Genomic DNA, 12,838 nt, shown 5'->3' on the forward strand with positions numbered 1-12,838 from the left:
GTCGATGGAGGCGCATTATAGGGAGCCGATTCAGAAGCGCAAGCAAATCTCGTAAACTTTTTTCTGTTTGCGCATCTTTCATTCGTTCCGCTTGTTAACTGCGCGTTTTTATCCATTTTGGCAGGTCTGCGAGGCTTTCCAGCACACCATCGGCCAGTGCCTCGCCTTGCTCAGTGACGGTTTTACCGGTACGAACCAGTAATTTTTTTCCTATACCAGCACCAATTGCAGCCTGAATATCCTCTAATTTGTCTCCCACCATATAAGAAGCCGTCATATCAATGTTCAGCTCATGCTGTGCGGAAAGCAGCATGCCCGGCTCAGGCTTACGGCAATCACAACTCTGGCGATACTCACCTTCCACTGCTTCAGGGTGATGCGGACAAAAATAGATGCCATCCAGATCAACACCGCGATCGGCCAGTGACCAGTCCATCCACTCCGTCAGTTGCATAAACTGATCTTCTGTAAACTTACCACGGGCGATGCCGGACTGATTCGTCACCACAACCAGCGCAAACCCCATGCTTTTCAACTCACGCATGGCATCGATAACGCCATCAATGAATTGAAAATGGTCAATGTCATGAACATAACCGTGATCGACATTGATCGTGCCGTCACGATCAAGAAAAACTGCTGGAACGCTTTGTGCCACTGACTTTGCTCCTGAATGCCTAAATTACGCAGTAGTATCGCATGTTTTCACGCATAGGGAGAATGCAGAGCTATGACAATCCCGATTGACTTAGACGTCTAGACGCCCTAGCATCCGTTTCATATTCTGTTAATTCAGAAACTGATTTATCCAGCCATAGGCACTCACGATAAAAAACATATGATTGAACTTTCTAATATTACTAAGGTTTTTCAGCAAAATGGGCGAACCATTGCCGCACTTTCTGATGTCAGCCTTCATGTTCCCACTGGGCAAATTTATGGCGTTATCGGCGCATCGGGCGCAGGTAAAAGTACACTCATTCGCTGCGTCAATTTATTGGAACGTCCGACAGAAGGGAAAGTGCTGGTCGACGGGCAAGAGTTGACTCAACTGTCAGATAGCCAGTTGACACGTGCACGCCGTCAAATCGGCATGATTTTCCAACACTTCAACCTGCTCGCTTCGCGCACCGTTTTTGGTAACATTTCACTACCGCTGGAATTGGATAACACGCCGAAAGCCGACATAACCAAACGAGTCAATGAGTTGTTAGAGTTGGTTGGACTGGCAGATAAGCATGATGTCTACCCAGCCAATTTGTCCGGCGGACAAAAGCAGCGCGTCGCCATTGCCCGTGCGCTGGCTAGCAATCCTAAAGTTCTGCTGTGTGACGAAGCAACCAGCGCGTTGGATCCTGCAACAACCCGTTCAATTCTTGAGTTACTGAAAGACATCAATCGCCGCCTCGGTCTAACCATCCTTCTTATTACCCATGAAATGGATGTAGTGAAACGCATTTGCGATCGGGTTGCGGTGATCAGCGACGGACGGCTCATTGAGCAGGACACCGTAAGCGAAGTCTTCTCACACCCGAAAACGCCGCTGGCGCAGAAATTCATTCAGTCAACGTTACACCTAGACATCCCAGACGATTACCTCACTCGTCTGTCCCCTGACTCTCGCCCGGATACCACACCATTATTACGAATGGAGTTTACGGGTAAATCGGTGGATGCTCCGCTGCTGTCCGAGGTTGCTCGACGCTTTAACGTCAACAACAACATTATCAGCGCCCAGATGGATTATGCCGGTGGCGTTAAGTTCGGCATCATGCTGGCAGAAATGCACGGCAACGATGCGGATATCAAAGCTGCAATCCAATTCCTGCAGGAAAGTCACGTTACAATTGAGGTTCTGGGTTATGTCTGAAGCAATGATGTGGTTAATGGCTAAGGGAGTATGGGAAACCGTCGCGATGACGTTCGTTTCTGGTTTCTTTGGCTTTGTGCTTGGCTTACCCGTAGGCGTTTTGTTGTATACCACACGCCCAGGGCAAATCATCGCCAACCCAAAACTCTACCGAACCGTTTCTGCACTGGTAAACATCTTCCGCTCGATTCCGTTCATTATTTTGCTGGTATGGATGATTCCTTTTACCCGCATCATTGTCGGAACCTCGATTGGTCTGCAAGCAGCTATCGTCCCTCTCACCGTAGGTGCAGCGCCGTTTATTGCCCGTATGGTGGAAAATGCGTTGCTTGAAATTCCTACCGGCCTGATCGAAGCCGCCCGTGCGATGGGTGCAACGCCAATGCAAATCATCAGAAAAATATTACTGCCGGAAGCATTACCGGGACTCATTAATGCCGCAACTATCACGCTAATCACACTCGTAGGCTATTCTGCTATGGGTGGAGCCGTGGGCGCAGGCGGCTTAGGTCAAATTGGTTATCAGTATGGTTATATTGGTTATAACGCGACGGTCATGAATACGGTATTAATATTACTGGTTGTTTTGGTTTACCTGATTCAATTCTGCGGCGACAGGGCAGTAAAAGCTGTCACACACAAGTAGTCATCACAATACGCATTTGCCATATAGGCATCTGCCAAGAGAATAGTTAATTAGGGGTAAGGATATGGCGATTAAACTGAAATCTATTGCGGCCATTGGCGCACTTATTGGTGCTCTGGCGCTAGCGGGATGTGGTCAGGAAGAAAAGAATCCTAATCATATTAAAGTCGGCGTTATTGTTGGTGCAGAGCAGCAAGTGGCGGAAATCGCACAGAAAGTGGCGAAAGACAAATACGGCCTGGACGTTGAATTGGTCACATTCAACGACTACGTTTTGCCGAATGAAGCCCTGAGCAAAGGCGACATCGACCTGAATGCCTTCCAGCACAAACCTTATCTGGATCAGCAGATCAAAGATCGTGGTTATAAACTGGTTTCTGTCGGCAACAGCTTTGTTTACCCAATCGCGGGTTACTCCAAAAAAATCAAATCGCTGAATGAACTGCAAGATGGTGCTCAAGTTGCGCTGCCAAACGATCCAACCAACCTGGGCCGTTCTCTGCTGCTGCTGCAAAAAGTCGGCTTGATTAAACTGAAAGACAACGTTGGTCTGCTGCCAACCGTACTGGATGTGACTGAAAACCCAAAAAACATCAAACTGGTTGAGCTGGAAGCACCACAACTGCCACGTTCTTTAGATGACGCACAAATCGCGCTGGCTGTAATCAACACCACTTACGCTAGCCAGATTAACCTGACGCCAACCAAAGATGGCCTGTTTGTTGAAGAGAAAGACTCTCCGTATGTAAACCTGTTGGTTTCACGCGAAGACAACAAAGACGCTGAAAACGTGAAGAAATTCGTTCAGGCTTATCAGTCCAATGAAGTGAATGACGCAGCAAATAAAATCTTTAATGGCGGCGCAGTGAAAGGCTGGTAATCCAGCTCTAACATACTTAATTAAAAGATATCTGTAAGACGGGCTACGGCCCGTCTTGTTATTTGTGCAATTGCTTGCTTCAATACCCGCTCTTTGAGAAAAAGCAGAGGAATCCTTAATGCGTGCTGTTCCCTTTATATTGTTGGCCATGTCGCTGACAGGCTGTTCTTTATTTCAGAAGCCACCGGCACCGGCACCTCAACCCGCTATTGAAACCAAAACTGTAGAACCTGCGCCTAAACCGAAGCCTGTGGCTCGCCCGACGCCAGCGGTGTTATATAAAAGTGCAGAAGAATTAGTCGGTAAACCTTTCCGTGATATGGGCGAAGTTTCAGGCTCCTCATGTCAGGTCAGCGCTCAGGACGCTCCCCCTAACGCGGCAAATGCGCGTAAAAGAATGCAAAACCGCGCAACGGCAATGAAAGCTAATGCAGTTTTACTGCATGAATGCCAAACCGTCAGCGGCGTAGCGGGTTGCTACAGCCAGGTCGTTTGCCAAGGCACCGCGCTGAAAGTTTCTGCACAATGAGTCAATTTGTTTTCAATCAGATCGGGATTATCCGCTCACCGTATAAAGAAAAGTTTGCCATTCCACGGCAGCCGGGTCTGATTGAAGACGGAGGCGGAGAACTTCAGCTATTACCGCCGTACAATCAGGCAGACTGTGTGCGGGGGCTGGAAGATTTCAGCCATATTTGGATAGTGTTCATTTTTCATCAAACGATGGAAGGCGGTTGGCGTCCCACAGTTCGACCACCGCGTCTGGGAGGAAACACACGCACAGGCGTTTTCGCTACGCGTTCCACCTTCCGTCCCAATCCTGTTGGCATGTCGCTGGTTGAATTAAAAGGCATCCGAGTAAAAGGCGATGCCATTACGCTCGACTTAGGCAGTCTTGATCTGGTCGATGGCACACCGGTCATCGATATCAAACCTTACCTCCCCTTTGCAGAAAGCCATCCTCAGGCGCGAGCGGGCTTTGCCCAAATGGCACCCGATGCCGCGATGCCAGTCACTTTTTCCCCCCTTGCGGAAAGCCAAATCGTAGAACACCAAAAGAAATATCCCCAGTTAAAACGCTTTATCTCGCAGGTATTGGCGCAGGATCCGCGCCCCGCCTACCGTAAAGGGGAAAATACCACGCGGGAATACGCCGTTTTGCTATTGGAGTTCAATGTGCGCTGGCGCGTCTGCGAAGAACAAACCGAAGTGTTGAGTCTCGACCCGTCACATACGTGTTAATACACGAACCGCAGCAATATATTCTAAAATTGTCCCTGCTCTCTTTTGACACGTCGCCCACGCTGGTAAACTAAGCCACTTTTTATGTGCCTTCGGCTGCACGGCAGCCCTATGCTACTTGTCGTTCTAACGGAACTAAAACCCCATGCGTACTAGCCAATACATGCTCTCCACACTCAAGGAGACGCCAGCCGATGCAGAAGTCATCAGCCATCAGTTGATGCTCCGGGCAGGAATGATTCGTAAACTGGCCTCAGGCCTTTACACCTGGTTGCCAACCGGTTTACGTGTTTTGAGAAAAGTTGAAAATATCGTGCGCGAAGAGATGAACAACGCTGGCGCGATTGAAGTGTCCATGCCCGTTGTTCAGCCTGCCGATTTATGGGTGGAAAGTGGACGTTGGGATCAATATGGCCCAGAACTGCTGCGTTTTGTCGATCGTGGTGAGCGCCCATTTGTGCTCGGCCCCACACACGAAGAAGTGATTACCGATCTGATTCGTAATGAAATTAGCTCTTATAAACAGCTGCCGCTGAATTTCTTCCAGATTCAAACCAAATTCCGCGATGAAGTACGCCCACGTTTTGGCGTCATGCGCTCGCGTGAATTCCTGATGAAAGACGCCTACTCTTTCCATACCTCGCAGGAATCATTGCAGGTCACTTACGACGCGATGTACGCCGCTTACAGCCAGATTTTCAGCCGTATGGATCTGGATTTCAGAGCCGTTCAGGCGGATACCGGTTCTATCGGTGGCAATGCCTCCCATGAGTTTCAGGTGCTGGCGACCAGCGGCGAAGACGATATCGTTTTCTCAACGGAATCCGACTACGCGGCAAACATTGAACTGGCAGAAGCTGTCGCACCGAAGTTAGGCCGCGCTGAAGCGACGGAAGAGTTGCGTCTGGTTGATACGCCAAATGCCAAGACCATCGCTGAGCTGGTTGAGCAGTTTACGTTGCCAGTAGAAAAAACCGTGAAAACGCTGCTGGTTAAAGCAACGGAAGAAAGCGGCCATAAACTGGTTGCCCTGCTGGTTCGCGGCGATCACGAACTGAATGAAATCAAAGCGGAGAAAATTGCTCAAGTAGCCAGCCCGCTGACGTTCGCAACAGAAGAAGAAATTCGTGCAACTATCGGTGCAGGTCCAGGTTCACTTGGGCCAGTCAAGTTGTCGATTCCTGTTGTTGCCGATCGTACCGTCGCGGCGATGAGCGATTTCAGCGCTGGCGCGAACATTGATGGCAAACACTATTTTGGTATCAACTGGGAACGTGACGTTACGCTGCCGCAGGTTGCAGATATCCGTAACGTAGTTGAAGGCGACATCAGTCCAGACGGCAAAGGCACACTACAAATTAAACGCGGTATCGAAGTGGGCCATATTTTCCAACTGGGCAGCAAGTATTCTGAAGCGCTGAAAGCGACAGTTCAAGGTGAAGACGGTCGTAACCAGACGCTGACGATGGGTTGCTACGGTATTGGTGTGACGCGCGTGGTCGCAGCGGCGATTGAGCAGAATCATGACGAACGCGGCATCATCTGGCCAGACGCGATTGCACCTTTCCACGTTGCTATTCTGCCAATGAACATGCACAAGTCTTTCCGCGTGAAGGAAGTGGCCGAGGATATCTACCAGCAACTGCGCGCTAAGGGCATTGAAGTTCTGCTTGATGACCGTAAAGAGCGCCCGGGAGTAATGTTCGCCGATATGGAGTTGATTGGCGTGCCGCATACTATCGTCATTGGCGATCGCAATCTGGATAGCGAAGAGATTGAATATAAGAACCGTCGGGTCGGTGAAAAGCAAATGATTAAAACCAGCGAAATCATCGATTTCCTGCTGGCGAATATCGTACGCTAACTGCCGTCGGACCGCCCTTTCACGCGAAAGGGCGAATACAGACATAAAAAAATGGTGGGGAAACCCACCATTTTTTATTTCAAGACGTTTATTTCAAAACATCAGTAACTCGTCACGAATTATTCACGAAACAGTTCTTCAATGCTCAACCCCTGAACCTGCAAAATTTCCCGCAGGCGGCGTAAGCCTTCAACCTGAATCTGGCGAACACGTTCACGCGTTAAGCCGATTTCACGACCCACATCTTCCAGCGTAGCCGCTTCGTACCCTAACAGGCCGAAACGACGCGCCAGCACCTCACGCTGTTTGGCATTAAGCTCAAACAACCATTTAACGATATTCTGCTTCATATCGTTATCCTGAGTGGTGTCTTCAGGTCCGTTATCTTTTTCGTCTGCCAGAATATCCAGCAGCGCTTTTTCCGAATCGCCACCCAGCGGGGTATCGACGGAAGTAATACGTTCATTCAGGCGCAGCATGCGGTTGACATCATCAACGGGCTTATCAAGCTGTTCGGCGATTTCTTCCGCACTCGGCTCGTGATCCAGTTTATGAGACAGTTCGCGCGCGGTGCGCAGATAAACGTTGAGTTCTTTGACAATGTGAATCGGTAAACGGATGGTACGGGTTTGATTCATGATCGCCCGTTCTATCGTCTGTCGAATCCACCAGGTTGCGTAGGTTGAAAAACGGAATCCTCTTTCTGGATCGAATTTTTCAACTGCACGGATCAGGCCGAGGTTCCCCTCTTCAATCAGGTCAAGCAGCGCCAGACCACGATTGTTGTAACGGCGGGCAATTTTCACCACCAGTCGCAGGTTACTCTCGATCATCCGTCGGCGCGATGGGACATCGCCACGCAACGCGCGTCGGGCAAAATAAACTTCTTCTTCTGCAGTTAAAAGCGGCGAATAGCCGATCTCTCCTAAATAGAGCTGTGTTGCGTCAAGGACACGCTGTGGGATCCCTTGCGATAACAGTTCGTCTTCCGCCGAATCATTATCATTGGTATCTTCCTCTGCCAGCGCTTTATCGTCAAAAACGTCAAGTCCATTTTCTTCGAAATCGGTATCTTCATGTAACTCGTTAACTTTCAGCGTACTTTGGCTCATAAGTGGCTCCTACCCGTGATCCCTTGGCAGAATACCGAAATACTCTGCCCGATTTATCGCTGCGGCAGAAAACGCAGCGGGTTTACGGATTTCCCCTTGTAACGAATTTCAAAGTGCAAGCGAACTGAGCTGGTGCCCGTACTGCCCATCGTAGCGATTTTTTGTCCTGCCGTGACGTCTTGTTGCTCACGGACTAGCATCGTATCGTTATGGGCATAGGCACTGAGGTAGTCATCATTATGTTTGATGATTATCAGATTTCCGTAACCACGTAGCGCATTACCCGCATACACCACGCGCCCACTGGCGGTTGCGGTGATCGGTTGCCCACGTGAGCCGGCGATATCAATCCCTTTATTCCCCCCCTCAGAAGCGGAGAAACTATCTATGACTTTCCCATCGGTAGGCCAACGCCAACTGCCGACAGCAGCCGTATTGCTACTGGCAACAGCCGCTGGTGCGGAAACAGGAGCGGTTGTTGGTGCCCCTGCCGTAGGCAACATCTTACCTACATTATTCTGTTTACCCTGATTATCAGAATACGCATTAGTTGACTGAGAATCAACCGATGTAGTTTGTATTTGCGCACTTGATGGCGGCGTTGGTATACCACCTCGGGTAGCATCAGTTGTTGCCAACATTCCACCACCGCTCGTCAGGCCCCCCCCCGAAGCATTGTTACCAGATCCGCTGCCTAAGTTCAGTGATTGCCCCACATTCAGGCTGTATGGCTCTGGAATATTGTTGCGTTGCGCCAGATCTCGGTAGTCATTACCGGTAATCCACGCGATATAAAACAGGGTATCGCCCCGTTTAACCGTGTAGGAATTGCCACCGCTGTAGCTGCCTTTCGGAATATTACCGTAGCTGCGGTTGTAAACAATTCGTCCGTCGGACGTTGTTGCAACGCTTTCACCCACCGTTGAAATGCGTGATGGTGGCGCAGATAACATTCCCCCTCGATTGCCCGTATTTCCGTCAACGCTGCTGATCGGTGCAGATTTGGAATTATTGTTGGTACATCCCGCCACCCCTAAGACAATCACCGTACAAGCAGCAATGTGACGCAAATTCATCATTCGGCTTCCCATGCGCCTTACTCCCCTCTAACTATAGCGTTCAAAAAAATGTCGATAACATTAAAAAAACAGTAATACTCGGAACTCAATTCGGACATACCTGCCTCGCATCTGCTCTCGCTTAACGGGCTGTAGCGTAAGTGATTGTAGCGTAACCGGTATCCGGTGATTTATTCGTTAGTTGGCACGAGAAAGATCGCTACTCCACCATTACTGGCGCATAAGCAAAACGAGAAAGGCACCACGATGATTAGATGCTAACAATATCAACAAGTTCGCACTATAAAACAGTTATGTTGAAATTTTAAAGACTTAACAACAAATGCATACCAACGCCACGGTATCAGGCTAATTCCCCTTTGACCAGAGGAACAAACCGAACAGCTTCAACCGTTTGAATAATAAATTCTCCAGCATGGCGTTGAACAATTTGTAAGTATTGTGACTGTTCACCAACAGGCAACACCATCACACCGCCTTCATCAAGCTGTTCCATCAGCGCTCGGGGAATTTCTGGCGGTGCAGCAGTGACGATGATGGCATCAAACGGCCCGCGCGATGCCCAGCCCTGCCACCCATCACCATGACGGGTAGAAACATTATGCAGATCAAGCTGCTTTAAGCGACGTTTAGCCTGCCATTGCAGCCCTTTGATGCGCTCAACCGAGCAAACGTGCCGCACCAAATGCGCCAGAATTGCCGTTTGATAACCCGACCCAGTGCCAATCTCCAGCACGCGGGAGTCGGGCGTCAGGCTGAGCAGTTCCGTCATCTTCGCAACGATATAGGGCTGCGAAATCGTTTGGCCGGAACCAATAGGAAGAGCGGTATTTTCATACGCTTTATGCTCGAAAGCCTCATCAACAAAACGTTCTCTGGGTACGGCTTCTATCGCCTTCAGCAGACGCTCGTCCTGAATGCCCTGCTGGCGCAACTGCACCAACAACGTTTCTATACGCTTGTTTACCATTCCCCGCCGACCTCAGCTCTGGTTAACCTCGCCACCAATACAGCAATTTTCCCGCACAGGGGTAAACTAACCGCCGCTATCGCACGGTTGCCAGCATTATTCTGTTCAACTATTTTCTGCAAAAACGTATCGCAGTACATCAGGCACCGAGATCGATATCCTGCTGTGAATGCAGCAATTCACGCACCACGCTGGTCGCAAAACTGCCCGCAGGTAGCCAAAACTTCACTTCCACAGTCGTATCATCCTGCCATTCCCAGTGCATCTGCTGCGGATACAGCAACACCGCACGCCGAGCAGGTTCGACCCTCTCACGCTTAACCAAAGACCATAGCGTATCTTGTCCAGTCAAGGCCTGCTCTTCAAATACTCGCGCGTCATCCTGCGTGCCCAGTTCACCATCACCAGGCAGCGGCGCGGTAATCTGGAGTTCACCGGCATCGAGGCGCGTCTGTAAAACGTTTAATTCATCAGGCTTAGCAACAAACCAACTGCCGCGCCCTGTTAGCTGCAATGCATCACCACACAAGACCGTTTTCGCCTGCTGCTCCGCGAGTCGTGCACTGGCAACCTGATTAAACATCGCACTGCGGCTGGCGGACAGATAAAAACTCCGCTTACTGCGTTCTTTTACCCGAATCTCGTTATTCGCCCACAGACGAGCCTGCTCAAGATTATTTCCGTTGCGCCCGAAACGCTGGCTACCGAAATAATTAGGCACACCGTTCGCGGCGATCAGCGCCAAACGCGCGTCAACCTCGTTTCGGTCACTGACCTGGCGCAGCACCAGCGTAAAATGGTTACCCCGCAGCGTACCGATCCGCAGCTTGCGGCGATGGCGAGTCACCTCTAGCACATCACAGCCTTCAAGCGCCAGCGAAGAGAAATCAGGCGTCTCTTTTCCCGGCATGTGCAGGCAGAACCACTGTTCAGTGACAGCATGACGATCTTTCAGGCCCGCATAGCTAACGGCACGCAACGGTAGACGAACAAATTTCGCCAGCATCTCGGCCACAAATTGCGTATTGCAACCGCGTTTGCGCACGCGCACCAATACCTGCTCACCGTCACCATCTGGCTGAAACCCCAGATCTTCCACCACCAGAAAATCTTCAGCAGTAGATTTCAATGAGCCAGTAGCCTGTGGTTCACCGTGCAACCAGAGGAGTTGTTCGTTATTTTCCATCATTATCCTACAACGTGCATGGCCGGATGACGCACGGCCACGACATTGTTTTTTATACTGTTAACTTTCTATGACTGATAAGACTATCGCTTACCACGCAACAATTTCACCCGTTCCTTTTTTCACCAGCAGGGCAACGGCTTCGCAGGCAATGCCTTCGCCGCGACCAGTAAAACCCAGTTGCTCTGTTGTGGTGGCTTTCACATTGACGTCGTCCATATGGCACAGCAGATCTTCCGCCAGATTCACGCGCATTTGCGGGATATGCGGTGCCATTTTCGGCGCCTGCGCAATAATTGTGACGTCCAGATTGCCTAACTGGTAGCCTTTTTCATTAATACGACGCCAGGCTTCACGCAGCAGGCCACGGCTGTCCGCGCCTTTAAAGGCAGGGTCGGTATCAGGAAACAACTTGCCAATGTCTCCCAGCGCGGCGGCACCCAACAAGGCATCGGTCACGGCATGCAGCACCACATCCCCATCGGAATGCGCCAGCAAGCCTTGAGTATAAGGAATACGCACACCACCGATCACCAGCGGACCTTCTCCACCGAACTTATGGACATCAAAACCGTGACCGATACGCATCGCGCGTTCTCCTTATCTGTATTTAACGAATAAATTTAGCGAATAAAATGGGGTGACTGCAAACTGGTTAAATAGAATTCGGCTAATGCCAAATCCTCTGGACGAGTGACTTTAATATTATCCGAACGTCCGCTGATAATTTGTGGGCGATAGCCACAGTATTCCAACGCGGAGGCTTCATCTGTGACGGCAACGCCATCCTGAAGCGCCCGTTGCAGGCACTGTTTCAACAGCGCAGCAGGAAAAAGCTGCGGCGTCAGCGCATGCCATAAATCGTTACGTTCTACCGTGCGATCGATAAACCCGTCCGTGCCGCGCTTCATGGTGTCACGAACCGGTGCGGCCAGAATTCCACCAACGTCACTCTGCTCGACAATCGCCAGCAGGCGCGTCAAATCGTCCTGATGCAGACACGGACGCGCTGCGTCATGCACTAACGCCCATGCACTATCGGCAACGGCGGACAGGCCAGCTAGCACGGAATCCGCACGCTGCTGCCCGCCCGTCACGGCACAAATACGGGGATCGTTAGCAATTGCCAGGGTATGAAAGAATGCGTCATCAGAGCTGATAACGACAACGACACGCTGCACACGTGAATGGCGTAAAAGCGCGTCGATGGTATGTTCAAGAATGGTTTTATGGCCGGTCGCATCATTGCCAATCGTCAGATACTGCTTAGGACGATCGTTTTGCATCCGGCTGCCGTTACCCGCAGCGGGTAAAACAGCAACAATGTCAGGCGAGGAAAGGCGTGGTGTCTGCATGCGTCAACGTTGTATGTTGTTGGATGGAGCGTTATTAGATGACGTCGTATTCGCGTTACGATGGTTCGATTCTGGCACCAGACGATAGAAACTTTCACCGGGTTTGATCATCCCCAACTCATTGCGTGCACGCTCTTCAATCGCTTCCTGTCCGCCATTGAGGTCGTCAATTTCAGCAAATAGCTGTTCGTTACGGTCTTTTAATTTGGCATTGTTGCCCTGCTGGGCAACAACATCATCTTTCACCCGAACATAATCATGAATGCCATTCTTGCCCAGCCACAGTGAGTACTGAAGCCAGCCAAGCAATATCAATAATAACAGCGTAAGCTTTCCCATCCCGCCCCCTGAAAAACCGCCTAATCATCCCATAACTTTTGTTTCGACTCCACTGTGTCCGGCAGTGGGGGGCAATATTCACCCTGCCGCATGCCCAAATGGGGATATGTCGGGCAGAAGAGCACGCCACACTCACGTTGTCCCTTCATTCTCTCTCGTACTTTCTATTCATCAGAATACGCAAGCGCATAGCGTCCGCTTGGCTAAAACCGTCCATAGGAAAAACGTCAGTTGAACCCTTAATGCTATCTGTGTATTTTTATGCATACAAAGTGCATAAAAAAAGAAAGTTTTA

The 12,838-nt window shown here is 50.2% G+C and carries 14 protein-coding genes; 6 read left to right on the forward strand and 8 right to left on the reverse strand.

Annotated features, from left to right (window positions below):
* Positions 1-94: 94 nt before the first annotated feature.
* A complete protein-coding gene (gmhB, locus tag H0248_RS13290) occupies positions 95-658 on the reverse strand; it encodes a D-glycero-beta-D-manno-heptose 1,7-bisphosphate 7-phosphatase (RefSeq protein WP_180786287.1) in 564 nt (187 codons plus the stop codon).
* Between the two features lie 180 nt (positions 659-838).
* Between gmhB and metN the strand changes: the two genes are divergently transcribed.
* The 6 genes from metN to proS all read left to right on the forward strand — a co-directional run bounded on the left by metN (position 839) and on the right by proS (position 6,502).
* Entirely contained in the window at positions 839-1,870 is a 1,032-nt protein-coding gene (metN, locus tag H0248_RS13295; RefSeq protein WP_180786288.1) for a methionine ABC transporter ATP-binding protein MetN, read from the forward strand.
* Complete coding sequence (locus H0248_RS13300) at positions 1,863-2,516, forward strand: methionine ABC transporter permease MetI (RefSeq protein WP_010681577.1); 654 nt, start codon at positions 1,863-1,865, stop codon at positions 2,514-2,516. Before metN ends, H0248_RS13300 begins: the two co-directional genes overlap by 8 nt.
* Before the next feature lie 64 nt (positions 2,517-2,580).
* Positions 2,581-3,396, forward strand: a complete 816-nt coding sequence (locus H0248_RS13305; RefSeq protein ID WP_180786289.1) for a MetQ/NlpA family lipoprotein — start codon at positions 2,581-2,583, stop codon at positions 3,394-3,396.
* A gap of 118 nt (positions 3,397-3,514) precedes the next feature.
* Entirely contained in the window at positions 3,515-3,925 is a 411-nt protein-coding gene (rcsF, locus tag H0248_RS13310) for an Rcs stress response system protein RcsF (protein ID WP_180786290.1), read from the forward strand.
* Positions 3,922-4,638 carry a tRNA (N6-threonylcarbamoyladenosine(37)-N6)-methyltransferase TrmO gene (gene tsaA / locus H0248_RS13315; protein ID WP_180786291.1) on the forward strand — a complete coding sequence of 239 codons (717 nt, stop codon included), beginning with the start codon at positions 3,922-3,924 and terminating at the stop codon, positions 4,636-4,638. The genes rcsF and tsaA overlap by 4 nt, the downstream gene beginning before the upstream one ends.
* 145 nt (positions 4,639-4,783) lie before the next feature.
* The gene (gene proS / locus H0248_RS13320; RefSeq protein ID WP_180786292.1) at positions 4,784-6,502 is read left to right on the forward strand and encodes a proline--tRNA ligase; all 1,719 of its coding nucleotides are present in this window, start codon (positions 4,784-4,786) and stop codon (positions 6,500-6,502) included.
* A gap of 119 nt (positions 6,503-6,621) precedes the next feature.
* Here the strand turns inward: proS and rpoS are convergent, their stop codons facing one another.
* The 7 genes from rpoS to ftsB all read right to left on the reverse strand — a co-directional run bounded on the left by rpoS (position 6,622) and on the right by ftsB (position 12,543).
* Positions 6,622-7,614, reverse strand: a complete 993-nt coding sequence (gene rpoS, locus H0248_RS13325; RefSeq protein ID WP_180786293.1) for an RNA polymerase sigma factor RpoS — start codon at positions 7,612-7,614, stop codon at positions 6,622-6,624.
* Positions 7,615-7,667: 53 nt separating this feature from the next.
* Entirely contained in the window at positions 7,668-8,693 is a 1,026-nt protein-coding gene (gene nlpD / locus H0248_RS13330; protein ID WP_180786294.1) for a murein hydrolase activator NlpD, read from the reverse strand.
* Between the two features lie 343 nt (positions 8,694-9,036).
* Positions 9,037-9,663, reverse strand: a complete 627-nt coding sequence (locus H0248_RS13335; RefSeq protein ID WP_180786295.1) for a protein-L-isoaspartate(D-aspartate) O-methyltransferase — start codon at positions 9,661-9,663, stop codon at positions 9,037-9,039.
* Between the two features lie 139 nt (positions 9,664-9,802).
* On the reverse strand, positions 9,803-10,849 hold the full coding sequence (gene truD, locus H0248_RS13340; RefSeq protein ID WP_180786382.1) for a tRNA pseudouridine(13) synthase TruD: 1,047 nt from the start codon (positions 10,847-10,849) through the stop codon (positions 9,803-9,805).
* Between the two features lie 90 nt (positions 10,850-10,939).
* Positions 10,940-11,437 (reverse strand): 2-C-methyl-D-erythritol 2,4-cyclodiphosphate synthase, encoded by a 498-nt coding sequence (gene ispF, locus H0248_RS13345; protein ID WP_015841498.1) that lies wholly within the window; start codon positions 11,435-11,437, stop codon positions 10,940-10,942.
* A gap of 35 nt (positions 11,438-11,472) precedes the next feature.
* The gene (ispD, locus tag H0248_RS13350) at positions 11,473-12,204 is read right to left on the reverse strand and encodes a 2-C-methyl-D-erythritol 4-phosphate cytidylyltransferase (protein ID WP_180786296.1); all 732 of its coding nucleotides are present in this window, start codon (positions 12,202-12,204) and stop codon (positions 11,473-11,475) included.
* Positions 12,205-12,207: 3 nt separating this feature from the next.
* Positions 12,208-12,543 carry a cell division protein FtsB gene (gene ftsB / locus H0248_RS13355; protein ID WP_180786297.1) on the reverse strand — a complete coding sequence of 112 codons (336 nt, stop codon included), beginning with the start codon at positions 12,541-12,543 and terminating at the stop codon, positions 12,208-12,210.
* Positions 12,544-12,838 lie beyond the last annotated feature (295 nt).

The sequence above is a fragment of the Pectobacterium brasiliense genome, assembly GCF_013449685.1.
Lineage (GTDB): Bacteria > Pseudomonadota > Gammaproteobacteria > Enterobacterales > Enterobacteriaceae > Pectobacterium > Pectobacterium brasiliense_A.